The organism is Dietzia maris, from assembly GCF_036287335.1.
Classification (GTDB): Bacteria; Actinomycetota; Actinomycetes; order Mycobacteriales; family Mycobacteriaceae; genus Dietzia; species Dietzia cinnamea.
Map to the genome: position 1 here is coordinate 3,079,152 of NZ_CP143053.1, position 26,963 is coordinate 3,106,114.

Sequence of the window (26,963 nt, forward strand, 5' to 3'; positions counted from 1 at the left end):
ATCGTTGATCGGTGCGCAAAATCCGCCGTTCCCACGCCCTCCCGTTCCTGGCCCCGGCCCTCGCCGCCATCCTCGTCGGGGGCGCGGTCGCGCCCGCCGCCGCGCAGTCGCTGCCGGCCGGCTCGACGCCGGACATCGGCTCGGTGATGGGCTCCCTCGGAGGCAGTGTCGACCCCTCGAGCGCGGCCGCCGGCTCGGCGACCGTCGGTTCCACGGGTTCCACCGGCACGGACTCCCTCATGGGATCGGGCACCCTCCCGCCGCTGGGCACGGGCTCGCAGAACACGTCGGCCACCCCGCCCATCGGGATGGAGTCCGAACCCGTCACCGTCTCTGAGGTGCGGCGGGTGGTGATCGGTGACCCGCTGGTCGCCGGCGGCGACCCCCGATTCGAACGCTGGTGGGTCGCCTCCGAGTCCATGAACCGCGTGCTGCCGGTGGAGATCTGGCGCCCGGCCTCGGAGGCGCCCGCACCCATGCTCTATCTGCTCGACGGCGTGGACTCGCCCTCGCCGAGCGGGTGGCTCCTGCCGGGCGGCGTCGACCGGGTCTTCGCAGGCGAGCACGTCACGCTCGTCATGCCCGCACGCGCCGACGGTTCCCTCCACGCCGACTGGCAGCGGGACGACCCGGTTCTCAGCCGCAACAAGTGGCAGACCTTCCTCACGGAGGAGCTGCCGCCGCTGCTCGAGGCGGGCGACATACCCTTCACCGGCAAGCGCGGCATGGCCGGCCTGTCGATGGGCGCGGCGAGCGCGGTGACCATCGCCGAGCGACGACCCGACCTGTACGAGGCCGTCGGCGCGATCGCCGGCTGCTACACCGCACGCGACGACCTCGGCTTCATCCTCGCCAAGATCGTCGCCGAGACCCGCGGCGGCGACATCGCCAACATGTGGGGCCCGCGCACCGACCCCGACTACCTCGAGAACGACGGCCTGCTCAACGCCGACGAGCTCGAGGGCAAGGCCCTGTACTTCGCCACCGCCACCGGTATGCCCGACGCCTCCGAGTGGGACCGCAACGGCCGCGATCTCCTGCGCTTCACCCAGGGCGCGGGCCTGGAGATGGCGACCCACGCGTGCACCGTGGAGATGGACCGGCGACTCGACGAGCTCGGCATCGACGCGCGGATCGACTACCTGCCCACCGGCCTGCACAACTGGGACAACTTCGGCCGTTTCGTGGCCCCGATGCGCGATACGCTGATGCCGGCGCTGCGCTGACCGCCGCGGCGCCCCACCGCCGCGAGGAGTCGCCATGCCCACCACGCCGAAGGCCTCCGGATACCTCTCCCCCACCGGGGCGGTCGTGTTCCCTCGCCGGCTGCCGCTGTCCGTCGAGGAGGCGTGGGCGGCGGTCACCGATCCGGCCCGCACCGCGCCGTGTATGGCGACCCGGCGACGGGCACCGTGGAGCTGACGATGATCGCCGAGGACGGCGCGCCCGTCGTGCCGGTGGGGATCGTGCGGTGCGAGGCGCCTCACCTCGTCGTCGTCACCACCTCCCCCGACGGGTGGGTGCTCACCGTACGGATCGAGGGCAACGACGACGAGGTCATCGTCTCCCTGGAACAGGAGATCGCAGACGCCCGGTCCGCGTCCGACATCGGCCCGGGGTGGGATTTCTATATGGACCGGGTGGTCGAGGCCGAGGCGGCCCGGGATCCTGAGGCGCTCAGCTTCAGCCCCGACTACCACCCCGGCCTGGCCGCGCACTACCGGGCGCTTCTCGGCGGCTAGCCTCGGTCCGCGCGTCTCCGTCGCCCCTCGCCGCGATCAGGCGAGTTGGGACCCCATCGTGTCGTAGTGGGTTGCTAGTGTTCACTTGATCGAACACACGAGCGATAGTCGTCCGGTCGGGCGGCGATCACACCCACGCACGAAGGGGCGGTCACCGATGACGCGAGCACCACAGCCGCACCCGGACGGCTCCGTCGACTGTCCCGCCATCGCCGCGGCCGGCGCCGCCGCCGTGCAGGCCCTGTACGCCGAGAACATCGCCGCCGCCGCCCGCCTGCGCGCCTGCTACCACCTTTACACCGTGTGCGAGGACGAGCAGGAACGGCGCGACCTGGCCGCTGGCTACGACCCCGAGATCGACCTGCGGCCCGAGCACGCCGTCATCGACCCCTTCCACATCGCCTGCGCCGAGATCGTCGCCGCCTACGGCGTGCACAACAACCGCGCCCGCACCCTGCTCACCCGGGCCCGCACCCTGATCACCCGCTTCCCCACCCTGGTCGAGGCCATGGAAACCGGCCGCCTCGACGAGGACACCGCCGACCTGCTCGCCCGCCACATGCGCACCGTGGACTCCGCCCACCGCGGCCCCGTCCAGCGCGAGATCATCGACTGGCTTATGGCCGCCATCGCCGCCGGCACCCGCCCCGGCCGCGACGCCATCCTGGGCACCCTCGATCGCATCATCACCGACCACGACCCCGCCGGCGTCCGCGCCCGCCGCGCCGCCGCCACCCGCGAACGCCACATCCGCCTGCGCCGCGGCGCCGACGGCATGGCCGACCTGACAGCCCACCTCACCGCCACCGAAGCCTCCACCCTCTACGAGGTCCTGCACCGCGCCGCCACCGAGCAGGCCACCCGCGACAAAAAGGCCCGCCTGCAGGCCGCCCGCGCAGGCGGCGACACCGTCGACGCCGAGTACATCCGCAGCATCGACGAACTGCGCGCCGACGCCCTCGTCGCCGCCTTCCTCGACCCCACCGACCCAGACGACCCGGCCACCACCCGCACAGGCGGCGACGCCGCCCAGGACCCGAAGCGGGCCGCGGCCCGCCCCTTGGCCACCCAGGTCCGCCCCACCATCACCGTGCTCGCGCCCCCGGGCCCCGACGGCGAACCCGAGGTCTACCTCCCCCGCGGCGGCCCCGCCACCATCGAGGCCCTCATCGAACTACTGGCCCGCTGCGTCGGCGCCACCATCACCGTGCCCCACACCGAACCCGGCACCGCCGATACCCCGGACGCGGCCCGCCGCTACCGCATCAGCGCCGAACTGGCCCACCGCATCCGCCTACGCGACGGCACCTGCCGCCACCCCGGCTGCTCCGTCCCCGCCCAGGACTGCGACGTCGACCACATCCGCCCCTTCAACCACACCGACCCCGACAGCGGCGGCCTGACCATCGAAGCCAACCTCGCCAGCATGTGCCGCCAACACCACCGGTTCAAAACCTTCCACGGCTGGCACTACCACCTCGCCCCCGACGGCACCCTGACCGTGACCACCGACACCGGCCACACCCTGACCACCCACCCCACCGGCCCCCTGGCCCGCTGGCGCCAACGCGACCTCAACCCGGACCCAGACCCAGACCCCACGGACGACGCCCCACCCCGCCGGCCCTGGCTCGACCCTCGACCACAAGCCACCCACTGGCTCCGACGCGCCCGACGCCTGGCCGCCGAACGCGCCGCCAACACCACCACACCCCCACCCACAACCGGCCACCCCGCCACCGACACCGACCCACCGCCCTTCTAGACGGCGCCGGCCGTCAGCGGTGCTTGAGAAGAACGGCGCGGATCCCCTCGTGGAATCCGTCGCGCAAGCGGACGCGCTGCGCCTCGGTCAGAGTGAACTCATTGAGCATCTGGCAGGCGAACTGCAGCAGCGGACGGTCGATCGCCGGAGGGAGCACCCCACCGGACAGCAGGTGGGCCTCGTCGCGCTGCTGCTCGGTCGCGGCCTGCTCGTACCACCAGGTGGCGTACTGCTGACCCACGTCGAAGGGGGTCTGCTCACCGGAGGAGGTCCACACCTCCTCGGGCAGCGGCACGAACTTGGACCGCAGCGGGCGACGGTGAGGGGCCATCATCGACGGGTTAGGCCTCGAGGACCCGTTCGCCGGCCCACCCGCGGCCGAGGACTTCTGGACCGACCCGGCGTGATCGGCGGGCGAAGGCGAAGTCTGCGGCGTCGGGCCCGGCTTGGGGGCCAGGTCCGCAGGCGTGACCACGGTCGACTCCTCCGGCTGCGGGGCAGGCGTCGCGGCCCCCTCCCCGGGCGGCCCGGCCTGCGCCTCCGGACCGTCGTCTTCACTCTCGATCCGGGCGGCGCATTCCTGCTCGTCGGCGGCCAGTTCCTCGGCGTCGGCGGCGAACTCCTCGTCAGCGATCGTCAACCGGGTCTCGTCGGCGACGGAGGTCGCGGCGGCGCGGTCGGCCCGCAGGTCCACCTCCATCAGGTCCACCGACTCGTGGGTGTCCGGGTCATGCCCGTCTTCGCCCGGATGGGCGGGCGTGGCCGCCGGCGTGCGCACCTTGGGCGGTATCGGCCCCTCGAGGACACGGATCTGCATGGCGTCGTGGAAGTCGGTGCGGGGGTCGAGGACCGTCGTCGTGTCGCAGGCGTGACGCAGTGCCGACGAGATGGAGTCCCAGCCGAACCCCACCAGATGCATTCGTACGCCGGCGTCCACGGCCACCCGGACTCCCGGGATCATGTCGGCGTCGCCGGTGACCAGCACCATGTCCGAGCAATGCCCCTTGTACGCGGCCTGGATCATGTCCGCGACGAGCAGGGTGTCGACGGCCTTCTGGGTGCGGCGTTCGCCCCACTCGATCAGCTGACCGGCGCGCAATTGGACACCTTCGATAACGCGCAGGGTGCGTTGATACCGGTGCGGACCGGAGTCCGGGATGCCGTCGTACCAGTTCTGCCGCTGTACGGGCTGGTCCACGAGGCTATGGGCGACCTGGTCTAAACGGTGCACGACCGTGGCGAGTGATATCTCCAGCTGACCTCGCGCACCCTCCTCCCAGGAGTTGTAGAAACTTGCCAGTAGATAGGACGTATCCACTAGGACGAGTGTCCGTTCAAGCATGATGACCACTACCTGTTCTGTCTGTTTACGTTGACTTCAAGCATGCCGCAGGTCGGCTGGCCCCGCAGGGTCCGCCGCCGTTCATCGTCAGGAGCTTCACCATGTCGCACCCCGCCACCACTTCAACCGATCTGACCGGAAGGGTCGTGCTGGTGACCGGCGCAGCACGAGGCCAGGGACGAGCCCACTGCGAGGCCTTCGCCGCCGCGGGCTGTGACGTCATCGCGCTGGACCTGTGCCGGGACATCGACACGGTCCCCTACCCCATGGCCGAGCCGGCGGACCTCGAGGCCACAGCCGAGGCGGTACGGGCGCTGGGGAGGCGCTGCGTGACGGGCATCGTCGACGTCCGCGACCTACCGGGGATGCAGGAGGCCGTCGACGCCGGGGTCGCCGAGCTGGGCGGGCTCGACTTCGTGGTGGCCAACGCCGGCGTCTCGCCGCAGTCCACCGCCACCTGGGAGCGGTCCGAGGAGGAGTGGGACAGCACCATGGACATCAACCTCAAGGGCACCTGGATCACCACCAAGGTGGCGATCCCCCACATCCTCGCCACCGGCCGCGGCGGCTCGGTGGTGCTCATCAGTTCGATGGTGGGTCTGCGCGGCGGCTCGTTCACCGGGAGCTACGCGACCTCGAAGTGGGCCGTTCGCGGCCTGGCCAAGGTGCTCGCCGGGGAACTGGGCTTCTCCAACGTCCGCTGCAACTCCATCCACCCGGGCAACGTCCGTACTCCGATGATCGAGAACCCGTCGATGATCGAGATGATGTCGGGAGGCAAGGGCACGACGCTCGAAGACACCGCGGAGACCTTCAGCAGCATGACCCAGATGCCCCAGCCGTGGGTCGAGCCGTCCGCGATCGCGTCCATGGCCCTCTACCTGTGCAGCGACATGGGCGCCGGCATCACGGGCGCCTCGATCCCTGTCGATCTGGGCGGCAGCGAAAAGTTCGGACTCTGAGCCCGACCGATCCCAGAGCACACGAAGGCCCGCCCCTCGACCGGAGGGGCGGGCCTTCGTGTGCGGCCGGGCAGAGCACCCGGCCCGGCGAATCAGGCCGCTTCGGGCGCCGGAGCCGTCGGACGCGGCACGCTGACGGTCGAGCCGGTGGCGGTCCACACCAGGGACCAGAAGATGTCGACGACCGGCTGGATGGCCCGCAGGAAGATGTCGTTGGCGTTGCTCATGGTGTGTCTCCTCGGTTGTCGTGCTGGTGCGTACTGGGTCGTACCGCGGTAGGCGCTGTCGTATCCGTGACCCCTACGCGACGACTTCTATGTCGTCGCGAACCCAACCGACGTTACACAACCGTGACATCAACTGGGATATCGTCGTCTCCCCTCGCGGGCCGGGGCGTTACCGAGGCTCACTAAGCGATCGGAGACGCCGCAGATAACGGGTCACCGAGACCAGTGCAACCGACCTCACTTCTGTGACCGACGCAACCAAACGTACCTACGCGACCGTAAGTTACGGTACCGTAGCTTCCATGGCAATCACCGACATCCCTGAGTTCGCGCATCTCACCGAGGACGACGTCGAGGCACTCGGCGCCGAGCTCGAGCAGATCCGTCAGGACATCATCGGTTCCCTGGGCGAGCGGGACGCCGCCTACATCCACAACACGATCCGCTTCCAGCGCGGCCTCGAGGTCGCGGCGCGCGCGTTGCTCCTCGTGGGCTCGCGCAACCGTACCGCCTGGGCGGTCGGCGCGGGAGCGCTCGGCGTCGCCAAGATCGTCGAGAACATGGAGCTCGGACACAACATCATGCACGGGCAGTGGGACTGGATGAACGACCCGGAGATCCACTCCACCACCTGGGAGTGGGACATCGTCGGCACGTCGGAGCACTGGAAGCAGACCCACAACTACCTGCACCACAAGTTCACGAACATCGTGGGCATGGACGACGACGTGGGGTTCGGCCTGCTGCGCGTGACCCGCGACCAGCGCTGGAGCCCGTTCTTCTACGGCAACCTCGCCTACAACGCGGCACTGGCGCTGCTGTTCCAGTGGGGTGTGGGCATCCAGCACCTCGAGCTGGGCAAGGTCGCCATGGGACGTGACGACCGCGGGGAGACCAAGCGCAAGCTCAAGCTCTTCGCCAAGAAGGCGTCCGGCCAGCTGCTCAAGGACTACGTCCTGTACCCGGCGCTGTCGGGTAAGGGGTGGAAGTCCACCGCGACCGCGAACCTGCTCGCTAACGGCATCCGCAACGTGTGGACCAACGCGGTGATCTTCTGTGGGCACTTCCCCGACGGGGCGGAGAAGTTCACCAAGAAGAACGTGCAGGAGGAGACGCAGGCCGAGTGGTACCTGCGGCAGATGCTCGGCTCGGCGAACATCACCGGCGGTCCGATCATGGACTTCATGTCCGGCAACCTCTCGTACCAGATCGAGCACCACATCTACCCGGACATGCCGTCCAACCGACTGTCCGAGGCGTCGCTGCGCGTGCGCGCGGTGTGCGACAAGTACGACCTGCCGTATGTGGCCGGCCCGCTGCCGGTGCAGTACGCCAAGACCTGGCGCACCATCGCCAAGCTGTCGCTGCCCAACCACATGCTGCGCGCCACGGCTGACGATGCGCCGGAGACTCATTCCGAGCGGATGTTCGAGAACCTGCCCACGCCGCTGCCCGCCCCGGAGGGCAAGCGGGCGGGCCTGAAGACCGCGCTGAAGCACCACCGCGCGCGCCGGCGGGCGCGCAAGGTCGTCGCCGTGGCCTGACGAGGCCCGCGACCCCCTCACGACCGGCGACGCCCCGGCACCGCGATCTGGTGCCGGGGCGTCGCTGATTCCGACGCCCTGCGGTGCGGGTCGGCTATAGGCTTGCGCAGGAGTCAGCGGGACGGTTATGCGTACCGGCGCTACAGCGGTCGAGCCGGTCACCGGACACAAGACGACGACGGGAGCCCCCATGGAGGACCGGCGGATGCTCATCGCCGATTCCGCGATCGAGGTCGTGGCGAGGGACGGTGTCCGTGCTCTCACCCACCGCGCCGTGGACTCGGAGGCGGGACTCCCCTCCGGCTCCACCTCCTACTACTGCCGTACCCGCGCCCAACTGCTCACACTGACCGTCGACCGGCTCACCTCACTGCTGCGGGGGTTCGTCGAGGTCTCGGGCATCCAGGAACTCGCGTCATCGAACGCCGACGAGGTGCTGTCGACACTCACGCGCATGGTGGACGGCTTATTGGAGGACTACCGCGGTGAACTCGCGGCCCGGTCGGCGCTCATCGTCGAACTGGCCGGCAAGGCCGACACCACCGACCTCGTGGCCTCCCTCCTCGACCCCAGCGACCTGGTGGGCGCGCTCGACGCCGCCGGGCTACGCGATCCCGCCACCGCCGCCCTCGACCTGCTCACGGTGTACGAGGGCCTGCTGTGGGAGCGCACGGTCGGACGCCTGGCGGGCGCCGAGGTCGACGCGAAGCACGACGCCGAACTGCTGGGCGCGGTGCTCGCCCGCCACGAGCACCGCGGCCCGCGCAACCTGTTCGGCCTGCGGCGCTAGCAGGCCGCGCCACCGGCAGCCCCGCGACAGGCAGCCCCACCAGCGGCAGCCCCGCCAGCGCCCGTCAGTCGGCGATCGCCTCCAGCGGCCCCGTCTTGGCGGCCCGGTGTGCAGGCCACAGCGACGCGAGTACGCCGACCACGGCCGAGGACGCCAGCACCACGACGATGCTGCCCCACGGGATGGTCGTCTCGGTCAGGCCGCTGTCGGCGAGCACGGTGACGAACGCCCAGCCCAGGTAGACGCCCACCGCCGCGCCGATCAGCGCGCCGAACACGGCGATCTGCGTCGACTCGAGGTTGATGGTGCGGCGGATCTGCGAGCGCTGCATGCCCACGGCGCGCAGCATCCCGATCTCGGTGCGGCGTTCGATCACCGACAGTGCGAGGGTGTTGACGATGCCCAGGACGGCGATCACCAGCGCCAGACCCAGCAGGGCGTAGATGATCGAGAGCAGCTGGTCGATGCCGCCGGTCTGGGCGTCGATGTACTGCTGCTTGCTCTGCACCATCGCGATCGGGATGTCGGTGAGCTCGTCGGTGACGGCCGTGAGCACCTCGTCGCTGCCGACGCCGTCGGCCGCCGAGGCCAGCATGATGAACGTCGAGCGCAGGTTCTCCGGCACCAGACGCTCGTAGACGTCCATACCGGTGTAGAACGGCCCGAGGATCTGGGAGTCCTCGTACACGCCGGTCACCCGCAGGGTCGACTCGGTGCCGTCGGGCCCCACGAGGGGGACGCTCGCGCCGACGGTCCAGCCGCGGTCACGGGCGACGGTGCGGGACACGACGAGCGAGTCGGGCCCGGGCACGAGCGAGCCGTCGACCATGGTCGCGTCGATCATCTCCTCGAGCGGCCCGCCCGCGGCGGCCAGCGCCTGCGGCTCGCCGGCCAGCTGCGCGAAGGAGAACGCCAGCCACGCCACGTCGCCGACCTCGTCGACCGAGGCGACCCGGTCCTGGATGCCCCCGGGTAGCGGGGTCGGCGGCCCCTGGGAGGCGACGCCCTGGATCACGAGTTCCGCGTTGATGTCCTGGTCGATGACGCCGGAGACGCTCTCCTTGGTGGTCGCGCCGAGCGTGCCGAACGCGGCGACGAGCGTGAGCCCCAGGGTCAGGGCGAAGGCGGTCGCGGCGGTGCGGCGGGTGTTGCGACCCGCGTTGGTGGCGGCGAGCTTGCCGACAGCGCCGAAGGGCGCGCCGATGACGCGGCCGATGCCGCCGGCGATGGGCTTGGCCAGCGCGGGCATGACGAGGAAGCTGCCGACGATCAGGGCGGCGGCGCCGACGCCGACGGTGATCGCCCCGTCGCGGGTCGTGTCGTGCCACGTGCCGATCAGCGCCAACGCCAGTCCGCTGACCACGGCGAGGACGCCGACGTAGGTGCGCCACGCGCCGCCGGCCTCGGTGGAGACCGAGCCGACGCGCATGCCCTGCACGGGGGCGACGCGTCCGGCGCGCCGGGCGGGGGCCCAGGCGGAGAACACGGTGACGACGAAGCCCAGCACCAGCGGGGTGATGACCGACATCGGCGTGAGCGAGAGGGCGCCGGACGGGATGCCCAGGTCGAGGGCCTCGAGTACCAGGAAGATGAGCTGCGCCAGCCCGAAGCCCGCCACCACGCCGATCGCGGAGCCGACGAGCCCGGTGACGGCCGCCTCGGCCATGACCGAGCGGGTGAGCTGGCCGCGGGACGCACCGATCGCGCGCAGCAGAGCCAGCTCGCGCAGCCGCTGCGCGACGAGCATGGAGAAGGTGTTGTAGATGATGAACGTGCCCACGAGCAGGGCGATGAGACCGAACGCCACGAAGAAGTAGTTGACGAAGTCGAGGATGGTCGACAACTGCTCGGAGAGCCGCTCGCGGACCTCGTCACCGGTGCTGACGGTGTAGTCGGGGAACTCGGCGGCGATCGTGTCGCGCACCTGCTCCTGGCTCACGCCCGGCTCGGCGCGGACGGAGACGTCGGAGGCGTTCTCACCGTCGGTGAACAGGGCGCGGGCGCGGTCCTCGGAGAACCCGACGCCCACGTACCCGCCGATGTCGGTGTCGCTGGCGTAGGAGCCGACGATCCGCACGTCGAGCATGCCCTGGCCGGTGGTGTAGACCTGCGCGGTGTCACCGATGGCCAGCCCGGCGCTCTCGAGGACGGTGGTGGGCAGGACGACCTCGTCGTCGCCGGCGGGGGCGCGGCCGTCGACGATCCAGCTGCTGTCGCCCACCGAGTGCTCGGGGTCGACCCAGGCCAGGCCCTCCGACGGGGCGCCGCCGGACTGGTAAGGGGTGCCGTCGGCGTTGAACAGCACCACGGTGCCGGAGACGCCGGGCGTGGCGGCCTCGACGCCGGGCAGGTCGAGTACCCGCTCGGCCACCTCGAACGGGACGCCGGCGCCGCGCGGGTCCTCGGGCTCGATCATGGCGGACAGGTCGGCGGTGCCCTGTTCGAGCAGGCCGTCGAAGGTGCTCTTGAGGGTGGAGGTGAACACCAGCGAGCCGGTGACGAACGCGGTGCCCAGCACCACCGCCAGCACGGACAGGACCAGGCGCAGTTTGTGGGCGGCGATGTTGCGCAGGGAGACGCGCAGCATGGGTCGGGAGTGGCGGGGCGCGTGTCGCGCCTCGTGCTTTCCGCCGGCCATCACCGCTCCTCGAGGGCGCCCATGGCCGACAGGATCTCGTCGGCGGTGGGGCGCTCGAGCTCGCGGACCACGCGGCCGTCGGCGAGCAGCAGCACGCGGTCGGCGTAGGTGGCGGCGCGGGGGTCGTGGGTGACGATCACGACGGTCTGGCCGAAGTCGTCGGCGGCGCTGCGCAGGATCGACAGCACCTCGGCGGAGGAGGTCGAGTCGAGGTTGCCGGTCGGCTCGTCGCCGAACAGGATGTCGGGGCGGCCGACGAGGGCGCGGGCGCACGCGACGCGCTGCTGCTGTCCGCCGGAGAGCTCGGACGGGCGGTGCGAGAGCCGGTCGGCGATACCCAGCCGCCCGATCACCTCGTCGAACCAGGCGCGGTCGATGGTGTGCCCGGCGATGTCCTGCGGCAGGGTGATGTTCTCCTCGGCCGTGAGGGTGGGCACGAGGTTGAAGGACTGGAAGACGAAGCCGATCCGGTCGCGGCGCAGGGCGGTGAGTTCCTTGTCTCCGAGCCCGACGATCTCGGTGTCGCCGATGCGCACGGAGCCGGAGGTCGGCCGGTCGAGGCCGGCCATGCAGTGCATGAGGGTGGACTTGCCGGAGCCCGAGGGACCCATGATGGCGGTGAACCGGCCGCGTTCGAAGGTCGCGCTGACGTGGTCGAGGGCGCGGACCTCGGTCTCCCCCTCCCCGTACGTCATGACGAGGTCGGTAGCGACGGCGGCGGCGTCCGCCGCGCCCGCCCGGTGGTGGGTCTCGGCCTGGGTGGTCATGTGCTCCCTCGGATCATGGTGGTCGACCTACAGCTTGCAGGAGTTCGGAGCCGGGGCCGATCGGGGATTGCCCGGGTTCCCACCCTGATCCTGCCCGCCGGGCCACGCGTCGAGGGTGCGACGGGTGGCGAAGTGGCGCCGCTGCCCGGTGACGGGGTCGGTGAAGGCGATCTCGGAGGCGAGGAGCTGCAGGGGGCGGGTGAAGTCGCCGGGGGTCACGTCGAGGACCTCGGGGTAGAGGTCGTCGCCGAGGATCGGGGTGCCGAGCGCGTTCATGTGGACGCGCAGCTGGTGGGTGCGCCCGGTGGTCGGTTCGAGGCGGTAGAGGCCGAGGCGCCCGGGGCCGAATCCGCGGGTGTCAAGGAGCGTGATGCGCGTGTGGGCGTCGGGTTCGCCGGCCACCTCGGCGGCCTGGAGGACGCCGCGGGTCTTGAGGATGCGGCTGGAGCGCTCGCGCACGGTCGCGACACCGTCGGGGGCGGGGGCCACCGCCAGGTAGGTCTTGGTGACGCGGCGGGCGGCGAAGAGGTCCTGGTAGGCGCCGCGGTGGGCGGGGTCGGTGGTGAACACGAGGACGCCGGCGGTGAGCCTGTCGAGGCGGTGGGCGGGCGCGAGGTCGTCGAGCCCGAGGTCGCGCCTGAGGCGCACCAACGCGGTCTCGGTGACGTGTCCGGCGCGGGGGGTGGTGGCGAGGAAGTGGGGCTTGTCGACGACGACGAGGTGGTCGTCCCGGTGGAGGACCTCGATCTGATGCGGCACGGGGATCTCCGGGTCCGGCGTCCGGTACATCCACACGTCCATCCCCCGGTGCCGCCGGGTGGCCGGGGTGACGGCCGCCCCGTCGGCGGTGACGACCTGCCCGGCCTCGAGGGCCGCGTCGAGCTCGGCGAGCCGGTCGGGGAAGCGGCGGCGCAGTTCCTCGACGATGCTGCGGGGTCCCTGTCCGGGGTCGGCGAGGCGGATCCGCACCGGGTCGACGCCGTCTCGCAGCGGGAGCGGACGACCGCGTCGCCTGGAACCGGACATGTCCCTCAGCCTAGTGGGCATCTCCGTTAGTTCGTCGGGGGTCATGCTGCGCGGAGGGTGCCGTCGTTGTTGAGGCGGTCGAGGTGGCGGTTGAGGTCATCGCGGGTGTACTTCCAGCCGAACGGTTCGGCGCTTCGGTTGTAGCGATCCTGGAACGCGAGGATGCGTGCGGCGAGATCGTCGAGGTCTGCGAAGTCGCCGGTGGCGATGGCTTTGCGCTGCAGGATCGAGAAGTAGATTTCGACCTGGTTGAGCCACGAGGCGTGCACCGGAAGGTGCACCAGGACCGCGTTGGGAAACGCATGACGCATCCGGTCTTTCGAGGCCTGACCTGCGTGGGATGAGCCGTTGTCGACGACCCAGAACACTCGCTTCGCGGATGCGTATGGCTCTTGGGTCATCACCTGCTCGACCAGTTCGGTGAACGGGGCGATCCCTGTCTTGGGTGCGGTCATCCCCATCACGCGGGCCTGGTGGACGTCGTAGGCGGCGAAGTAGGCCAACGTCCCACCGCGGCGGTACTCGAACTCCACGCGCCGCGGCTGACCGGGCCTGGCGGGAGTCTCGGCGTGACGGCGTTTGAGGGCTTGGAGCTGTGATTTTTCGTCCGCACTGATGACGTACTCATCGTCGCCGAGAGCAACGCCGTTCCAGCGCCGGTGGTACAGGTCCAGCACCCGGGCGGCCTTGACGGCGAAGTCGGGGTCGCGGGGAAAAATCCACGACCGGTGCTGCCACGGCTTGATCGCATCTGCGGCCAGCCAGCGCCCGATCGTCGCCGACGCCACGGGGCGCACCAGCCCGGCGGCGACGGCGTGGGCTCTCAACTCGGCGGCCGACCATCTGGTCAGTGGCAGACCGTGGTCAGCCGGGCGCGTACACGCCAACGCTTTGACCTGGGCGACCTCGACGGGGGTGAACACTCGCGGTCGTCCCGAGCGGGGCCGATCTTTGAGACCCTCCAGGCGCTCGGTGCAGAACCGATGCCGCCACTGGCGCACCGTGTCCTGACACACCCCGACCTCGCGGGCGATCGCAGCGTTGGTGTCACCGTCGGCGGCCGCCAGGACGATCCGGGCTCGCAGTACATCGCGGTGCGCACAGCGGGCAGCTTGCGCGCGGCGGGTCAGCACGTCGCGTTCTTTGTCGGTGAGGATGACGATAACGGCGCTGGTGGGGGGCATGTTCATTTCTGACGCACCCAGCGGTGCCCGCCAAGCCGCCACGCCGGAACAAGCCGAAAGTCGAGGGCGAGAACCGGCGGCGGCGATGATGGAGATCATGGCCAAGATCCCCGAGTCGACCCAGACCTCACTGCGACAGAAGCTGCTGGCCCGCGCTGCCGAACGGTGGCCCCAGATCCAGGCCCTGCACACCCGCTACCGGGCCGGATTCGCCTACATCGATGCCACCTTGACCGACGGCGACGAAGTCAAGCTCTGCCGACTGCGCTACGCCGGATCAGCCAGCCAGTGGGGTTTTGCGATCTACCGCGCCAGCCATGACGACTACCAGCAAGCCGCCCTGCCAAACGGATGGCCCTCAGGCACTCCCGCAGAAGCCCTCGACACCGCCTGCGGCCTCTATCTCGGCGACCCCACCGCCTGGATCACCGACCCCCGACGAACTAACGGAGATGCCCACTAGTCGGTGGGCTACACTCACTCGCGCAACAACTGTCTCGTGCATCACATGCACCACTAGAACCTCGGGAGCGCTCATGATCGACGCCGTCGTCGACTTCTTCCTCTTCGGCCCCGGTCGCGCCGTCCTCCCGGCGTTTCAGGGCAGCTTCAACCTGGCCTACCCCGCGAACGCACCGTTCCCCGACGAGTTCTGACCGGGCCCGCCTCCCCCGGGGTCGGCCGGGCCCGGCGGCGGTCAGCGCCGGAAGGTGACGTGGATCGTCCCGCTGGCCGCCGTCTCCGTGGTGACGGTGCGTCCCCGCTCGAGCCCGCGCAGGTCGTCCCAGAGTCGGACCCCGCGGCCGAGCACGATGGGCGCGATCCCCACGTGCAGCTGGTCGACGAGGTCGGCCTTGAGGAAGTCCCGCACGACGCTCGCGCCGCCGCCGATCCGGATGTCCTGCCCACCGGCGGCCTGTCGTGCCCGCTCGAGCACGTCCTCGGGGGCGGCGTCGACAAAGATGAAGCGGGTGCCGTTCGCCATGTCGATCGGCGGCCTCGGAGAGTGCGTCAGCACGAAGACCGGCACACGGAAGGGCGGTTCGTCGCCCCACCACCCGCGCCAGTCGGGGTCGTCCGGATTGGCGTGCAGGCCGAACATGCCCGCTCCCATGATCTCGGCGCCGATCCCCTCGAAGTAGGCCGCCGCGTACTCGTCGTCCACCTCTGTCGTGCCCTCACCGCTCGGGTCGTGCAGCACGCGCTCGCGGAAGGTGCGGGTGGCGGCGTACGCGGCGGTCAACCGGCCCCAGTCCTCTCCCATCGGGTCGTCCGCGGTCTGGTCGGTGGTGGTCGCGAATCCGTCGAGGGAGATGTTGAGGTCGACGCGGACGGCCATGAGCGCTCCAGAGATCGCGGTAGCGGGATGCGATCACCCTAAGAGGTGAGGACCGCGTCGAGACCGGAATCGGTGGACGGGCCGGCCGATCCGAGGAGGGCCGGTGTGACCGACAGATCTGTTATCAACTGTCGAGAACGGCGGTAGTCTCAGGACATGAGCTCCCTCGAGAACACCGTCGTCGTCGGCGTCGACGGCTCCGCCGCCTCCACCGGCGCGGTCGCCTACGCCGCCAACACCGCCGCCGCCCGGCGCGTCCCGCTCAGGCTCGTGACCACGTACACGATGCCGGCGGCGATGTTCGCCGAGGGGATGATCCCGCCCCAGCCCGTCTACGACGAGCTGGAGCGCGAGTGTCACCCGATCATCGAGAAGGCGCGGGCCACCGCGGAGAAGGTCGCGCCCGGCGTCGAGGTGTCGCACGCGATCGTCGAGGGCAACCCGGCGCAGGTGCTCATCGACTACTCACGCAAGTCCAAGATGATCGTCCTGGGCTCCCGCGGACTGGGCGGCATCAAGGGCATGGTCCTCGGATCCGTCTCGGCGGCCGTCGCCAGCCACGCGTTCTGCCCGGTCGTCGTCACCCGTGAGGACACGGACGACCTCGACCGCACCGGCCCGGTAGTCGTGGGCATCGACGGCTCCGAGGTCAGCGCCAAGGCCACCGAGTGGGCGTTCGCGGAGGCCTCCGCGCGCAACACCCCGCTCGTCGCGGTGCACACCTGGATGGACCCGCAGGTCCAGGCCGCGGCCGCCGGCATCTCGCTCACCGAGGACGACTGGAAGCAGCTCGAGGACCAGCAGCTGCAGACGCTGTCCGAGCGGTTGGCGGGATTCTCGGACCGCTACCCCGATGTCGAGGTGCAGCGGTACGTGACCCGCGATCGCGCGGTACGGGCTCTGGTCGAGCAGTCGGAGAACGCCCAGCTCGTCGTCGTCGGATCCCACGGGCGCGGTGGCTTCGCGGGCATGGTCCTCGGCTCCACCTCGCGGGCGCTGCTGCAGGCGGCGCCCTGCCCGGTCATGGTCGTGCGTCCGGAGTCGCACTCATGAGCGGCTCGGAGGATGTTCAGGTTCGGCGCGACGACGCCGCGGGGCGGTTCGAGATCCTCGTGGACGGTGTCGTGGCGGGCCAGGCCGAGTACAGCGACGGCCCGGACGGCGTCCGCGAGTTCCCGCACACGGTCGTCGCGTCCGAGTTCGGCGGCCGTGGCCTGGCCGGACGCCTGGTCGCCGAGGCCCTGCGGGTGACCCGCGAGGAGGGCCTGCGCGTGCGCCCATCCTGCTCGTTCGTCGCCCGGTACATCGAGAGAAACCCCGACTCGGCGGAGGTCGCCTGAAGGACACGGGCCAGTAACGAGTGAGCGACGTTTGATCACCGAGCGCCTCCGACCGGAAGCGTTCGTGTCGTTGTCGTGTTCTCCTGAGTGAGCGGCCCGTCCCGGGCCGAGAACATCTCTCGGGAAAGGACAATCGCCATGGGCACCATCATCGCCTGGATCATCATCGGCGGACTCGCCGGCTGGGTCGCCTCCAAGATCATGAAGCGTGACGCCGAGATGGGCATCGTCGCCAACGTCCTCGCCGGCGTCATCGGCGCCTTCGTCGTCGGTTGGCTCGTGTCGTTCTTCACCAGCAGTGAGGGCGGCGCCATGCCGGAGGCCTTCTCGATTCCCGGCGTCCTCGCCGCGATCGTCGGTGCATGCCTCCTGATCTGGATCGTCTCCGCGATCCGTGGTCGCGGGCGCTCCAGGGTCTGACACCCCTCGCACGATCGCTATCAGGACGGCCCGGCTCCCACGTGGGGCCGGGCCGTCCGCACACAATCACCACCCTCTTCGCACCAGCACTGGAAGGAGCACGAGATGGGACTGTTCGACAAGGCCAGGGACTTCGCGCGGAAGAATCCCGACAAGGTGGAGGCTGCCCTCGACAAGGCCGGAGACGCGTTCGACCAGCGCACCGGCGGCAAGCACGCCGCGCGTACCGACAGCGTCCAGCAGAAGGCCGGCGAGTTCCTCACCGGGCGGACGGCCGACGCTCCCGGCGTGCCCGACGCGCCGGACGGCACGCCGACCCCCGACCCGGACACGTCGCAGCACAGCCGCGGGCCGGGAGACTGACCGACGCCCGCCCGGCCGAGGTGGTATCGGCTATCTCTGCCGATAGTCTGTTACCCGTGACGAGAACACGGTCGACCAAGCCCGGACCGCGGGAGCGGCTCTTGGCGACGGCGACCCGTCTGTTCTCGACCGACGGGATCCGGGCGGTGGGGATCGACCGGATCCTGCGCGAGGCCGGGGTCGCCAAGGCCAGTCTCTACAACACCTACGGGTCCAAGGACGAGTTGGTGGTGGCGTACCTGCGGTCGGTCGCCGAACGGGACCGCGAACTGTGGCGCCGCCGCGCCGACCTTGCCCCGGACGCCCGGGGACGCGTCCTCGCACTGTTCGACATCGTGCGCGAGCAGGTGGAGCCGGCGATGCCCGGGTCCTGTCACCTCGCGGCCGCGATCGAGTTCCCGAGCCCCGCGACCGACGGCGAGCGCGCGATCCGCGCGGCCGTGGCCGATCAGCGGGCGTGGGTGGCCCAGACCCTGCGCGACGAACTCGCCGCGATGGGACTGGAGGACCCGGACAACATCGCCGACCTCGCCGACCGGCTGGCGCTGCTGCACGACGGCTCGGTCACCGCCGCGATGCTCGGCGAGGTCCGGACCACCGCCATGACCGCGCGGAGCATGGCCGAGCTCATCCTGGGGATGGTCACCGCCTGAGGCCGGCGGGCCCCGGTCCCGCGCCCCGCCCCGCGGCCCGAGCCCCGCGTCCCGCCGAGCCTCAGTTCTCGAGCCGCGGCCCGATGAGCTCGACGACGCTCCGCACCGCGCCGGGCTCCTCGCCGGTCGACTGCACGGCGAGGACGCGGTCGTCGCCGGACAGGACGGCCAGCGCCCCGGCCGGCCCGACGGTGACGCCGCCGCTCCATCCGGCCCCGGCCTCCACCGGCTCGGACTCGCCCGGCGGCGCCGACTCGGCGACGAGTTCCGCCGCGCGTTCGGGCGACGCCACCTCGTAGACGGTGGTCGTCAGGTGCACGGCGCCGTCGGCGTCGTAGAAGAAGCAGGCCGCCGGGTCCACGCCGTCGTCGATCCGGACGTCCGCGGCGGGCACACCGGCCGCCGCCGAAACCTCGTCGGCGGACAGGTACGGGCAGTCGGCCTCCGAGACCGGTTCGACCGGAGGCAGTTCTGGCTCGACCGTCTCGGGCGGGGCGGTCCGGATGGTGCCCATCTCCGCGGCCGGCTGCGAGGAACCGCTGCACCCGGCGAGGACACCGAGCAGGAGCACGGAGGCCGCGCCGAGGGTGACTGTGTCGAGGACCATACTCGCGGGTTTGCGCACAGGGCCAGGATAGAGGCCGGGCCGCTCAGTAGAGTCGGCGGCAGCAGACCGGTCGAAGGAACGGGAGGGTGGCCATGGGTGGATCCGCGGGTACCGCCTCCGGCGCCGACCGCACCGAGGACCGGCGGCGCGAGCTCCGGTCGGTGATCTCCGCCGCGGCGGTCGACCTGGTGATCGAGCGCGGACTCGACGCGGTGACGGTCGACGAGATCGCCAGAGCCGCCAACGTGTCGAGGCGGACGTTCTTCAACTACTTCCCCTCCAAGGCCGCCGCGTGCATCCCGGACACTCCCCCGGCCGGGCGCAAGGCCGTGCAGGAGTTCCTCTCCGACCGCAGCGTGTCCACCATGACCGCGCTGGCCCGCCTCATGTGGCACCAGGTGTCCAACGCGCGGCGACGCAGCGGGGCGTTCGACCGGTTCCACGACATGTGGCGGCGCGAGCCGGGGGTCCGGACGCAGGTCCACGAGATCCTCGCGATCACGGAGAAGGAGCTCGCACACCTCGTGGCGCGCCGCGAGGGCCGGGCGCCGGACTCCGTCGAGGCGGCGACCGTGGCCGCGGCGTCGATCGCGATCCTGCGGGTCGCCGTTGAGCGGTGGCGGACGGACGAGTCCGGGTCGTTGCTCGAGCACCGCATCCGCGAGGCGTTCGAGGCGGTCGCCGACTCGGTGTCGACCCCGGACGCCTCGGACTGAGTCGGGCGCCGCGCGAGGCCGTGCGGGGTCGCGCGGTGCGGGGTCGCGCGGTGCGGGGTCGCGCGGTGCGGGGTCACGCCCCGCCCGGGCGGGGCGTACTGAGCGCGCGGAGCAGCCGGTCGGCCATGCGGTCGTAGGCGCGCGCCTCGCGCGCGGTGGCGCCGGGCAGCACGTAGGACGTCCTGGGTCGCCACACCGTGCGGACGGTGGCCGTGACCGCGGACGCGTCGGGGTCGAGGTCGAGGTGGCAGCGGTGCTCGGCCACCGCGGTGTTGCCCTCGAGGGTGCCGACGACGAGGCCCTGCCGCAGCGATTCGTCGATCCGGTCGACGAGTCTGCAGGGTCCCCGCATGGGCCCGTCCAGGATGACCACGTCCACCGACGAGTCCCGATCGGTCGGGGTGATGCGCAGTCCCGACCGACGGTGGGCGGACAGCGACATCAGATCGTCGGCGAGCGCGTCGAACACGGCGACGCCCTGACCGAGCCCCGCGGTCGCGACGGCCTCCCGCCAGCCCTCGGGCGCGCAGCCGTGCGCGGGCAGGGCCGAGCGCTGGTACCCGAGCGCGGGTCCCGGAAGCGACGCCTGGGGCGGGTCCAGGGGAGGGCCTTGGCGACGATCGCCCTCGGGGACGGCACCGGATATCGACTCCACTCCCGCAGTGTCGCCGGGTCAGGTGAGCGGACGGCGCACGCGCGATGAACGGCGGACGTCGGGGGACCGTCCTGTGGGCCGCACCGTAGGATCGAATCATGCGATCCCAGCGACTCCGACCGGCGCACGGTCGTCGTCTCGCCCGCGGATCCACCGTCCTCGCGGCGATCGCCGCCGTCGCCGCTGTCGCCGGGTGCACGGCCGGCCCCGACGCGGGCGATTCCGGCCCTCCGCGGTTGACGCCGAACCCACGACACGACATCGCGGCCGCGATGGTCGAGGGCCGACCCGCACCCGACGAGCGGCTCAACGCCTGCGAACTTCTGGACCTGACCACCGAGGAGGTCATCCAGCTCACCCGCGCGGACATGCCGGAGGTCGACCCCACAGGCTCCGGCGACCTCGGCCTGCTGTGCACCTACGGCGGCCCGGGCTCGCCCGAGCGACTCGAGGCCGAGCGCTCCGCCGCCGCAGCGACCGACACCGAGACCACCGGCGCCGAGACCACCGTCACCGGGGCGGACGGGGTCGAGACCACCGTCACCGCCACGGAGGACACGGAGACGACCGAGGCCGAGGATGAGACCGGGGCCGGGGCCGAGCAGACCACGTCCGCGGCGGTGACCACCTCGCCGACCGCGCCGGCGTTCGACCCCGGGATCGTCCCCGACACGTTCGCCGCCGGCGTCGTCACGCCGCGCGCCGGGGCGGAGGCGGCCCTCGCCGGGCAGGCCACGCTCCTCGGGGTGCGCTACGCCTGCTCCGAGGTGCGCGGGAGCGACGCCGCGGCGATCCAGGACGCGGCGCCGGCGGCCCCCGGGGCGCCCGCGCCCGTCCGACCGGACCTGGCCACGGCCTACCTCGACTGCGTGGCGGCGCCGACCGGCGGCGGAGTCGAGGTGCACACGATCCTGGTGGCGGGGGACGAACTGTGGCACATCACCCTGCTCAAGCCGGAAACCCCGCGGTCGCCCGACGCCGAGGCGTCAGCGTTGAGCGGACTGCACCGGGTGGCACAGCGCATCCTGGCCTGACAGCCGGCGACACCGCCTGCGGATCCCTATCGGCACAGACGGGAACGGCGCCGGAGCCTCTCAGCATCCGACGCCGTTCCTCTATCCGGCGGATCGATCACGATCCGGCCTTCCTCGCTGCCTTGCACGGCTGCGGGTGGCACCCCCCAGGTGCCCCGGTCTCTCGACCGGCCCCTCTGAAGTGTGAAGTCGCAGCCCCTCAGCAACCACTTCACCCTCGCCACCGACCCCTCAGGCGGTGACTGCGTCGACCATATGTTGCATCCGAGAACACATCAACCCCATGAGCAGGCGTTCTGTCGCTGACTTACGGTCAATAACGGCTCGCGGCGTGCCTACCAGCGGTTCTCCGATCCCCGTTACCAACGAACGTTGGGACGGTTGCGCGTCATGGGTCCGCGAGTCGCGCCCGCGGGTCCGCGGCGGCCCGGGACGCCCTGCGCCCCACGGGATGTACAGGCGGGACGAGACGAGGGTATTGTTGCTCCTGTTACTGATGTGGCGCATGGGACTAACCGCTCCGGCCCGCCCGTGCGCCCGCGTCGCCCCGCCCCGCCGCCTCATCGCGGCGCCGCACCGAGGAGACCGATGTCGCGCCGACCCCGGATCATCGCCCCGCTTCTGGCCACGGCAGGCCTCGTCGTCGTCGGCCTCTCCCCCGCCGCCTCCGCGCAGTCACTCGCCGGCTACACCGGATCCACCGGATCGGTCGGCGCGTTCGGCTCCGAATCCGCCCCGGTCCCCACACCCCCGATACCCGGCGTGTCCGGGGTCCTCACGATCCCCGTCCCCGCACAGGCGCGCGCCGCCGCCGAGGTCGGCGTCGCCTCCGTCTACCCCACCCCGGGCGAGACGGTCGGCGTCGCACAGCCGGTGATGATCCACTTCGACGGCCCCGTCACCGACCGTGCCCGCGCCGAGGCCTCCGTGTCGATCCGGACCGCCCCCGCGGTCGGCGGCAAGTTCTACTGGGTGAGCGACACCGAACTGCGCTGGCGCCCGCACGAGTTCTGGCCGGCCCACACCTCCGTCACCGTGTGGGCGGGCGGACGCGAGCACGCCTTCCGCACCGGCGACGCGATCGTCTCCACCTACGACGACAACACCCACCTCGTCACCGTCACCCGAAACGGCGAGGTCATCCGCACCATGCGCGCCTCCGCCGGCCGCGACGCCTTCCCCACCCACAACGGGATCTACTACAACGGCTGGCGCGACCGCCAGGTACGCATGGACTCCTCCACCTGGGGACTGGCGATGGACGCCGGCGGCTACGACACGACCGTCGAGAACGGCGTGCGACTCAGCTACGACGGCATCTTCATCCACTCCGCACCGTGGTCGGTCGCCGACCAGGGCGTCCGGAACGTCTCCCACGGGTGCATCAACGTCAGCCCCGAGGACGCGGCCTGGTACTACGACAACACCGGCAACGGCGACCCGTTCATCGTGGTGAACGGCCCCGGCCGGCAGTTCGGTGCCTTCGACGGACAGGGCGACTGGAACTACTGACCTCGGGGTTCCCGGGTGCGCGGGGCGGACCCCCGGGAAACACTTCGGTTGTGGCACACGACATCTCCTTGTAGAAGTCTGAGCGAGACCGAAGAAGAATCCCGTCCGTCCCCAGGAGCCCCTCATGCCCCGACACCCCCGCTCCTCGGCAGCCGCCGCGATCCTCGCCGCGGTCGCCCTCGTCCTGGGCGTCCCGGCTGCCACCGGGGCCGCCCCCGCCGCGCAGGCCCAGTCCGTCATGCCGCTGAGCCCGCCCGGCGTCCCCCAGCTCGAGAACGCCCCGCTGCCGACCCCCGTCATCCCGGGGGTGCCCGCGCAGCCCGTGCTCACCTACCCGGTCATCGGCCCCGCCCGTCCGGCACCCGAGTACGGCGACGTCACCGTCTTCCCGACCCCCAACGAGGTCGTGGGCGTCGCGCAGCCGGTCATGTTCTTCTTCGACCGACCCATCACCGACCGCGCCCGCGCCGAGGCGACCATCGGCATCCGCACCGAGCCGCCGGTAGCGGGCAAGTTCTACTGGGTGAGCGACCGGGAGGTGCGCTGGCGCCCCCACCAGTTCTGGCCCGTCAACACCTCCGTCACCGTGTGGGCCGGCGGCAAGCGTCAGCAGTCCTTCCGCACCGGCGACGCCGTGATCGCCGAGTTCGACGACCGCACCAAGCTCGTCACCGTCACCCGCAACGGCCAGCACGTCCGCACCATGCGCGCCTCCGCCGGCCGCCCGGGCTGGGACACCTACAACGGCATCTACTACACCGGCCAGCGCGGGCGGCAGGTCCGCATGAACTCCGAGACGTTCGGGCTACGGATCGAGGAGGGCGGCTACAACTCGATCGTCAACGACGCCGTCCGGCTCAGCTACGACGGCATCTACATCCACTCCGCCCCCTGGTCGGTCGCCGACCAGGGCGTTCGCAACGTCTCCCACGGCTGCATCAACGTCAGCCCCGAGGACGCCCGCTGGTACTACGACACCACCCGCAACGGCGACCCGTTCATCGTCAAGAACGGCCCCGGACGACCCTTCGGTGCCTTCGACGGTCAGGGCGACTGGAACTACTGAGACCACCGCCCAAGGGGGGCGCGCTGCGAGAAGCAGCGCGCCCCCCGTGTTTTTCAACATCTGTACTGTTTCGACCTCGCCAGGCCACCAGTCGTCTATCGTCCGGACAAAGTCCGTTCACCCTCGACGACGAGGCTTCCCACCGTGCAGATACCGTCCTCCCCGGCCGCCGGAGACCCGGTGGCCGACACCCGGCCCGAGCGCAGGGCGCGGCCCCGACGCGCGCGCCTGGCCGGGCCCCTCGGCGAGAAGGTCCTGTTCCTCGCACTGGTACTGCCCAACCTCGCCCTGCTCGGGGTGTTCGTCTACCGACCGCTGATCGACAACATCCGGCTCAGCTTCTTCGACTGGAACATCTCCTCCCCCACGTCCACCTTCATCGGATGGTCCAACTACATCGAGTGGTGGAACCGTGCCGACAGCTGGGAGGTCGTGCAGAACACCGTCATCTTCACCGTCGCGGCGGTCGTGGGGTCGATGATCCTGGGCCTCGCGTTGGCACTGCTCCTGGACCAGCAGCTGGTGGGCCGTGGGATCGTCCGCTCGGCGGTGTTCGCCCCGTTCGTCATCGCCGGCGCCGCCATCGGCGTGGCCTTCCAGTTCATCTTCGACCCCCGGTTCGGGATGATCTCGGCGCTGCTGACGATGGTCGGGCTGCCGGTGCCGAACTTCTATCAGGACCCGGACTGGGCCCTGTTCATGGTCACCGTGACCTACATCTGGAAGAACCTCGGCTACAGCTTCGTCATCTATCTCGCCGCCCTCCAGGCCAAGCCCGCCGAACTCTACGAGGCCGCCGAGATGGACGGCGCCGGACGCTGGGCGACGTTCCGCTCGGTCACCCTGCCGCTGCTGCGCCCCACCACGTTCTTCCTGTCGATCACCGTCATGCTCAACTCGCTGCAGGTGTTCGACATCATCTACGTGATGACCCGCGGTGGGCCGCAGGGCAACGGCACCACCACGATGGTGTTCCAGGTGTATCAGGAGACGTTCCAGAACTTCCGCGCCGGCTACGGCGCCACGGTCGCGACCATCATGTTCCTGGTCCTGCTCGTCATCACCGCCATCCAGGTCCGCGTGATGGACAGGAGGACGACATGAACCCGATCGCCGGCCGGTCGCGGGCCTTCAGGATCGCCGGGTACCTGGCCATGATCCTGGTGCTCGCCACCATCGCGCTGCCCCTGTACTGGGTGCTCGTCACCTCGTTCAAGACGCCCGACATGGTCTACATCCAGCCGCCCGCCTGGTGGCCGGACCCCGTCACCGCGGACCCCTACTCGCGGGTCGTGGAACAGGTGCCGTTCCTGCGCTACTTCACCAACTCGCTCGTCATCACGGGCGCACTGGTCACCGCCAAGCTCGTCCTGGGCATCCTCAGCGCCTACGCGTTCGTCTATCTGCGCTTCCCCGGCCGCGGCCTCGTGTTCATGCTCGTCCTGGCCGCGCTCATGGTGCCCAACCAGATCACCGTGATCTCCAACTACGCGCTCATCTCTCAGCTGGGCTGGATCAACACGTTCCAGGGCATCATCTTCCCGCTCGCCGGCGTCGCGTTCGGTACCTTCCTCATGCGCAACCATTTCCTCACGCTGCCCTTCGAGATCATCGAGGCCGCGCGCATGGACGGCTGCGGCCACATGAAACTGCTGCTGCGGGTTCTACTGCCCATGAGCTGGCCCACCGTGGTGGCGTTCGCCCTCATCACGATCGTCAACGAGTGGAACGAGTACCTCTGGCCGTTCCTCGTGGCCTCGGACGAGACCGTCGCACCGCTGCAGGTCGGGCTCGCACGCCTCATCTCCACCGACGCCTACATCGACTGGCCGATGGTCATGGCCGCCACGATCCTCACCATCACCCCGATCCTCATCGTGTTCCTGCTCCTGCAACGGCACATGATCAAGGGCCTCACCTCCGGCGCGGTCAAGGGCTGACAGTGATGATGTGTGTAGTGGTTCTTCGGGCGGGTCTGACTCACGGGCTGACCGTCGCGGTGGCTGACTAGAAGCGGATTTGTCGGCCCGCTCGGGGGATCGCTACGCACGCGACCGGACGGGCGTTTGTGACCTCATAGGAGCTTGGTTCAGAAGCCCCGCCACTGTCTTGTCCGCCCGCCTGGCCGGCGCGTGCTGCCCCACCGGGATCAACGAGAAAGGCAGCAGTGACCATGATGTCCGATCAGCACGTGCATGTCATCGCCGGAGTGGATACGCATGGCCAGACCCATCACGCGGCGGTGATCGACTCCCTCGGGCGGCATCTGGCCGACCGAGAGTTCCCGGCCACGGGTTCCGGGTACCGGCAGCTACTTTCATGGCTCGGCGGCCACGGCACCGTGCAGGCCGTTGGGGTCGAGGGCACCGGTGCCTACGGCGCCGAGCTGTCTCGGGTGCTGGCCCGGGCCGGACTATCGGTGGTCGAAGTCGACCGACCCGACCGCAAGACCCGGCGGATGAAGGGCAAGTCCGACCCGATAGACGCCTATGCCGCTGCTACCGCGGTCGCCTCCGGGCGTGCCACTGGCGTGCCGAAGACCCGCGACGGGATCGTGGAGGCCGTCCGGGCCTTGCGTGTGCCTCGGCGCTCCGCGGTCAAGGCCCGTACCCAAGCGATCAACCAGGCCAGGCAGCTGGTGATCACCGCTCCGGAGGAATTGCGAGCCCAGTTGCGTGGCCTGCCCGCCCGCGAGCTGGCCGCAGTCTGCGCCCGGTTCCGTCCCAGCGACCTCGCTAGTCCCCTCGGCGCGACCAAGGCGGCACTACGCATTCTGAGCCGCCGGATCCTGGCACTGAGTGAGGAGATCGCCGACCTCGACGTCGAGCTGAAAGCCCTGACCGCGCAGACGGCTCCGACCCTGATGAACCGCATGGGCGTGGGACCTGACGTCGCCGGGCAGCTTCTGGCCACCGCGGGCGACAACCCAGACAGGCTGCGCTCCGAAGCGGCGTTCGCGCACCTGTGCGGCGTGGCCCCGATCCCTGCCTCTTCAGGACGACGAGACCGACACCGACTCAACCGCGGTGGCGACCGGGCCGCGAACCACGCCCTGCATACCATCGCACTGAGCCGCATGCGATGGGACGAACGCACCCGCTCCTACGTTGACCGACGAACCGCGCAAGGCCTGTCCAAGAAAGACATCATGCGCTGCCTCAAACGCCACATCGCGCGCGAGATCTACCATGCCCTGATCAACGACCTACAGGCTCGCGACCCCGCCACCAAAGCACCGACCACCGCCGACCTCGCCAAAGCCGCTTGACAT

At 70.5% G+C, this 26,963-nt stretch carries 29 protein-coding genes; 20 read left to right on the plus strand and 9 right to left on the minus strand.

What is annotated here, in order from left to right; all coding sequences use genetic code 11:
• Positions 1-11: 11 nt before the first annotated feature.
• From VYL96_RS14280 to VYL96_RS14295, 4 genes are all read left to right on the plus strand, one after another.
• Complete coding sequence (locus VYL96_RS14280) at positions 12-1,226, plus strand: alpha/beta hydrolase (protein ID WP_131886676.1); 1,215 nt, start codon at positions 12-14, stop codon at positions 1,224-1,226.
• A gap of 34 nt (positions 1,227-1,260) precedes the next feature.
• A complete protein-coding gene (locus VYL96_RS14285) occupies positions 1,261-1,422 on the plus strand; it encodes a hypothetical protein (RefSeq protein ID WP_243699837.1) in 162 nt (53 codons plus the stop codon).
• Between the two features lie 2 nt (positions 1,423-1,424).
• Positions 1,425-1,742, plus strand: a complete 318-nt coding sequence (locus VYL96_RS14290) for an SRPBCC family protein (protein WP_243699838.1) — start codon at positions 1,425-1,427, stop codon at positions 1,740-1,742.
• Positions 1,743-1,899: 157 nt separating this feature from the next.
• Positions 1,900-3,507: an HNH endonuclease gene (locus tag VYL96_RS14295; RefSeq protein WP_329437810.1), complete on the plus strand. Its 1,608-nt coding sequence runs from the start codon at positions 1,900-1,902 to the stop codon at positions 3,505-3,507.
• Between the two features lie 13 nt (positions 3,508-3,520).
• On the opposite strand, the gene VYL96_RS14300 is transcribed toward VYL96_RS14295, so the two are convergent.
• Complete coding sequence (locus VYL96_RS14300; protein ID WP_063972373.1) at positions 3,521-4,849, minus strand: NYN domain-containing protein; 1,329 nt, start codon at positions 4,847-4,849, stop codon at positions 3,521-3,523.
• A gap of 101 nt (positions 4,850-4,950) precedes the next feature.
• On the opposite strand from VYL96_RS14300, the gene VYL96_RS14305 reads away from it, so the two are divergent.
• Positions 4,951-5,811 carry a mycofactocin-coupled SDR family oxidoreductase gene (locus VYL96_RS14305; protein ID WP_131886664.1) on the plus strand — a complete coding sequence of 287 codons (861 nt, stop codon included), beginning with the start codon at positions 4,951-4,953 and terminating at the stop codon, positions 5,809-5,811.
• A gap of 92 nt (positions 5,812-5,903) precedes the next feature.
• On the opposite strand, the gene VYL96_RS14310 is transcribed toward VYL96_RS14305, so the two are convergent.
• Positions 5,904-6,038 carry a hypothetical protein gene (locus tag VYL96_RS14310; RefSeq protein WP_256386769.1) on the minus strand — a complete coding sequence of 45 codons (135 nt, stop codon included), beginning with the start codon at positions 6,036-6,038 and terminating at the stop codon, positions 5,904-5,906.
• A gap of 302 nt (positions 6,039-6,340) precedes the next feature.
• Here VYL96_RS14310 and VYL96_RS14315 point away from each other — a divergent pair, with 302 nt between their 5' ends.
• Both VYL96_RS14315 and VYL96_RS14320 read left to right on the plus strand, forming a co-directional pair.
• Positions 6,341-7,582, plus strand: a complete 1,242-nt coding sequence (locus VYL96_RS14315; protein ID WP_131886663.1) for a fatty acid desaturase family protein — start codon at positions 6,341-6,343, stop codon at positions 7,580-7,582.
• A 127-nt stretch (positions 7,583-7,709) separates the two neighbouring features.
• On the plus strand, positions 7,710-8,372 hold the full coding sequence (locus VYL96_RS14320; protein WP_243699833.1) for a TetR/AcrR family transcriptional regulator: 663 nt from the start codon (positions 7,710-7,712) through the stop codon (positions 8,370-8,372).
• A gap of 64 nt (positions 8,373-8,436) precedes the next feature.
• Here the strand turns inward: VYL96_RS14320 and VYL96_RS14325 are convergent, their stop codons facing one another.
• Genes VYL96_RS14325 through VYL96_RS14340 form a run of 4 tightly spaced genes read right to left on the minus strand, consistent with a single transcriptional unit; the run spans position 8,437 to position 13,987 of the window.
• Positions 8,437-11,010, minus strand: a complete 2,574-nt coding sequence (locus tag VYL96_RS14325; protein ID WP_063972364.1) for an ABC transporter permease — start codon at positions 11,008-11,010, stop codon at positions 8,437-8,439.
• Positions 11,010-11,777 (minus strand): ABC transporter ATP-binding protein, encoded by a 768-nt coding sequence (locus tag VYL96_RS14330; protein ID WP_007628503.1) that lies wholly within the window; start codon positions 11,775-11,777, stop codon positions 11,010-11,012. Before VYL96_RS14330 ends, VYL96_RS14325 begins: the two co-directional genes overlap by 1 nt.
• A 27-nt stretch (positions 11,778-11,804) precedes the next feature.
• The gene (locus tag VYL96_RS14335; RefSeq protein WP_131886662.1) at positions 11,805-12,803 is read right to left on the minus strand and encodes a pseudouridine synthase; all 999 of its coding nucleotides are present in this window, start codon (positions 12,801-12,803) and stop codon (positions 11,805-11,807) included.
• A 41-nt stretch (positions 12,804-12,844) separates the two neighbouring features.
• Positions 12,845-13,987: an IS630 family transposase gene (locus VYL96_RS14340; RefSeq protein ID WP_063973651.1), complete on the minus strand. Its 1,143-nt coding sequence runs from the start codon at positions 13,985-13,987 to the stop codon at positions 12,845-12,847.
• Here VYL96_RS14340 and VYL96_RS14345 point away from each other — a divergent pair.
• Positions 13,986-14,450 carry a hypothetical protein gene (locus tag VYL96_RS14345; protein ID WP_317815029.1) on the plus strand — a complete coding sequence of 155 codons (465 nt, stop codon included), beginning with the start codon at positions 13,986-13,988 and terminating at the stop codon, positions 14,448-14,450. The genes VYL96_RS14340 and VYL96_RS14345 overlap by 2 nt on opposite strands.
• A gap of 234 nt (positions 14,451-14,684) precedes the next feature.
• On the opposite strand, the gene VYL96_RS14350 is transcribed toward VYL96_RS14345, so the two are convergent.
• The gene (locus VYL96_RS14350; protein WP_106385145.1) at positions 14,685-15,326 is read right to left on the minus strand and encodes a dihydrofolate reductase family protein; all 642 of its coding nucleotides are present in this window, start codon (positions 15,324-15,326) and stop codon (positions 14,685-14,687) included.
• 156 nt (positions 15,327-15,482) lie between these two features.
• Between VYL96_RS14350 and VYL96_RS14355 the strand changes: the two genes are divergently transcribed.
• From VYL96_RS14355 to VYL96_RS14375, 5 genes are all read left to right on the plus strand, one after another.
• Positions 15,483-16,379, plus strand: a complete 897-nt coding sequence (locus tag VYL96_RS14355; protein ID WP_106385146.1) for a universal stress protein — start codon at positions 15,483-15,485, stop codon at positions 16,377-16,379.
• Positions 16,376-16,666: a GNAT family N-acetyltransferase gene (locus VYL96_RS14360; protein WP_106385147.1), complete on the plus strand. Its 291-nt coding sequence runs from the start codon at positions 16,376-16,378 to the stop codon at positions 16,664-16,666. Before VYL96_RS14355 ends, VYL96_RS14360 begins: the two co-directional genes overlap by 4 nt.
• Before the next feature lie 138 nt (positions 16,667-16,804).
• Entirely contained in the window at positions 16,805-17,086 is a 282-nt protein-coding gene (locus VYL96_RS14365) for a GlsB/YeaQ/YmgE family stress response membrane protein (RefSeq protein WP_106385148.1), read from the plus strand.
• 105 nt (positions 17,087-17,191) lie between these two features.
• On the plus strand, positions 17,192-17,449 hold the full coding sequence (locus VYL96_RS14370; protein ID WP_106385149.1) for an antitoxin: 258 nt from the start codon (positions 17,192-17,194) through the stop codon (positions 17,447-17,449).
• A gap of 56 nt (positions 17,450-17,505) precedes the next feature.
• Complete coding sequence (locus tag VYL96_RS14375) at positions 17,506-18,102, plus strand: TetR/AcrR family transcriptional regulator (RefSeq protein WP_106385150.1); 597 nt, start codon at positions 17,506-17,508, stop codon at positions 18,100-18,102.
• 61 nt (positions 18,103-18,163) lie between these two features.
• On the opposite strand, the gene VYL96_RS14380 is transcribed toward VYL96_RS14375, so the two are convergent.
• Positions 18,164-18,727 carry a DUF2020 domain-containing protein gene (locus VYL96_RS14380; RefSeq protein ID WP_243699830.1) on the minus strand — a complete coding sequence of 188 codons (564 nt, stop codon included), beginning with the start codon at positions 18,725-18,727 and terminating at the stop codon, positions 18,164-18,166.
• A 74-nt stretch (positions 18,728-18,801) separates the two neighbouring features.
• Between VYL96_RS14380 and VYL96_RS14385 the strand changes: the two genes are divergently transcribed.
• Positions 18,802-19,425: a TetR family transcriptional regulator gene (locus VYL96_RS14385; RefSeq protein WP_131886649.1), complete on the plus strand. Its 624-nt coding sequence runs from the start codon at positions 18,802-18,804 to the stop codon at positions 19,423-19,425.
• Positions 19,426-19,498: 73 nt separating this feature from the next.
• Here VYL96_RS14385 and VYL96_RS14390 read toward each other — a convergent pair whose 3' ends face one another.
• Positions 19,499-20,080, minus strand: a complete 582-nt coding sequence (locus VYL96_RS14390) for a DUF1990 family protein (protein WP_131886650.1) — start codon at positions 20,078-20,080, stop codon at positions 19,499-19,501.
• Positions 20,081-20,178: 98 nt separating this feature from the next.
• Here VYL96_RS14390 and VYL96_RS14395 point away from each other — a divergent pair, with 98 nt between their 5' ends.
• From VYL96_RS14395 to VYL96_RS14420, 6 genes are all read left to right on the plus strand, one after another.
• Positions 20,179-21,114 carry a hypothetical protein gene (locus VYL96_RS14395; protein ID WP_131886651.1) on the plus strand — a complete coding sequence of 312 codons (936 nt, stop codon included), beginning with the start codon at positions 20,179-20,181 and terminating at the stop codon, positions 21,112-21,114.
• Positions 21,115-21,702: 588 nt separating this feature from the next.
• Positions 21,703-22,626, plus strand: coding sequence for a L,D-transpeptidase (locus VYL96_RS14400; RefSeq protein WP_131886652.1), 924 nt, complete (start codon positions 21,703-21,705; stop codon positions 22,624-22,626).
• A 124-nt stretch (positions 22,627-22,750) separates the two neighbouring features.
• Entirely contained in the window at positions 22,751-23,692 is a 942-nt protein-coding gene (locus VYL96_RS14405; protein WP_131886653.1) for a L,D-transpeptidase, read from the plus strand.
• A gap of 228 nt (positions 23,693-23,920) precedes the next feature.
• Positions 23,921-24,796: a carbohydrate ABC transporter permease gene (locus VYL96_RS14410; RefSeq protein ID WP_043565650.1), complete on the plus strand. Its 876-nt coding sequence runs from the start codon at positions 23,921-23,923 to the stop codon at positions 24,794-24,796.
• Positions 24,793-25,632, plus strand: a complete 840-nt coding sequence (locus tag VYL96_RS14415; RefSeq protein ID WP_131886654.1) for a carbohydrate ABC transporter permease — start codon at positions 24,793-24,795, stop codon at positions 25,630-25,632. Before VYL96_RS14410 ends, VYL96_RS14415 begins: the two co-directional genes overlap by 4 nt.
• Positions 25,633-25,868: 236 nt before the next feature.
• Positions 25,869-26,960, plus strand: coding sequence for an IS110 family RNA-guided transposase (locus VYL96_RS14420; protein ID WP_198150851.1), 1,092 nt, complete (start codon positions 25,869-25,871; stop codon positions 26,958-26,960).
• Positions 26,961-26,963 lie beyond the last annotated feature (3 nt).

Excerpts from the sequence above, each read along its gene's own strand:
- VYL96_RS14285 (WP_243699837.1), top strand. The coding sequence starts at position 1,261 with ATGCCCACCACGCCGAAGGCCTCCGGATACCTCTCCCCCACCGGGGCG.
- VYL96_RS14290 (WP_243699838.1), top strand. The coding sequence starts at position 1,425 with ATGATCGCCGAGGACGGCGCGCCCGTCGTGCCGGTGGGGATCGTGCGG.
- VYL96_RS14295 (WP_329437810.1), top strand. The coding sequence starts at position 1,900 with ATGACGCGAGCACCACAGCCGCACCCGGACGGCTCCGTCGACTGTCCC.
- VYL96_RS14300 (WP_063972373.1), bottom strand. The coding sequence starts at position 4,849 with ATGCTTGAACGGACACTCGTCCTAGTGGATACGTCCTATCTACTGGCA.
- VYL96_RS14305 (WP_131886664.1), top strand. The coding sequence starts at position 4,951 with ATGTCGCACCCCGCCACCACTTCAACCGATCTGACCGGAAGGGTCGTG.
- VYL96_RS14310 (WP_256386769.1), bottom strand. The coding sequence starts at position 6,038 with ATGAGCAACGCCAACGACATCTTCCTGCGGGCCATCCAGCCGGTCGTC.
- VYL96_RS14315 (WP_131886663.1), top strand. The coding sequence starts at position 6,341 with ATGGCAATCACCGACATCCCTGAGTTCGCGCATCTCACCGAGGACGAC.
- VYL96_RS14320 (WP_243699833.1), top strand. The coding sequence starts at position 7,710 with ATGCGTACCGGCGCTACAGCGGTCGAGCCGGTCACCGGACACAAGACG.
- VYL96_RS14325 (WP_063972364.1), bottom strand. The coding sequence starts at position 11,010 with ATGGCCGGCGGAAAGCACGAGGCGCGACACGCGCCCCGCCACTCCCGA.
- VYL96_RS14330 (WP_007628503.1), bottom strand. The coding sequence starts at position 11,777 with ATGACCACCCAGGCCGAGACCCACCACCGGGCGGGCGCGGCGGACGCC.
- VYL96_RS14335 (WP_131886662.1), bottom strand. The coding sequence starts at position 12,803 with ATGTCCGGTTCCAGGCGACGCGGTCGTCCGCTCCCGCTGCGAGACGGC.
- VYL96_RS14345 (WP_317815029.1), top strand. The coding sequence starts at position 13,986 with ATGTTCATTTCTGACGCACCCAGCGGTGCCCGCCAAGCCGCCACGCCG.
- VYL96_RS14340 (WP_063973651.1), bottom strand. The coding sequence starts at position 13,987 with ATGCCCCCCACCAGCGCCGTTATCGTCATCCTCACCGACAAAGAACGC.
- VYL96_RS14350 (WP_106385145.1), bottom strand. The coding sequence starts at position 15,326 with ATGGCCGTCCGCGTCGACCTCAACATCTCCCTCGACGGATTCGCGACC.
- VYL96_RS14355 (WP_106385146.1), top strand. The coding sequence starts at position 15,483 with ATGAGCTCCCTCGAGAACACCGTCGTCGTCGGCGTCGACGGCTCCGCC.
- VYL96_RS14360 (WP_106385147.1), top strand. The coding sequence starts at position 16,376 with ATGAGCGGCTCGGAGGATGTTCAGGTTCGGCGCGACGACGCCGCGGGG.
- VYL96_RS14365 (WP_106385148.1), top strand. The coding sequence starts at position 16,805 with ATGGGCACCATCATCGCCTGGATCATCATCGGCGGACTCGCCGGCTGG.
- VYL96_RS14370 (WP_106385149.1), top strand. The coding sequence starts at position 17,192 with ATGGGACTGTTCGACAAGGCCAGGGACTTCGCGCGGAAGAATCCCGAC.
- VYL96_RS14385 (WP_131886649.1), top strand. The coding sequence starts at position 18,802 with ATGGGTGGATCCGCGGGTACCGCCTCCGGCGCCGACCGCACCGAGGAC.
- VYL96_RS14395 (WP_131886651.1), top strand. The coding sequence starts at position 20,179 with ATGCGATCCCAGCGACTCCGACCGGCGCACGGTCGTCGTCTCGCCCGC.
- VYL96_RS14400 (WP_131886652.1), top strand. The coding sequence starts at position 21,703 with ATGTCGCGCCGACCCCGGATCATCGCCCCGCTTCTGGCCACGGCAGGC.
- VYL96_RS14405 (WP_131886653.1), top strand. The coding sequence starts at position 22,751 with ATGCCCCGACACCCCCGCTCCTCGGCAGCCGCCGCGATCCTCGCCGCG.
- VYL96_RS14415 (WP_131886654.1), top strand. The coding sequence starts at position 24,793 with ATGAACCCGATCGCCGGCCGGTCGCGGGCCTTCAGGATCGCCGGGTAC.
- VYL96_RS14420 (WP_198150851.1), top strand. The coding sequence starts at position 25,869 with ATGTCCGATCAGCACGTGCATGTCATCGCCGGAGTGGATACGCATGGC.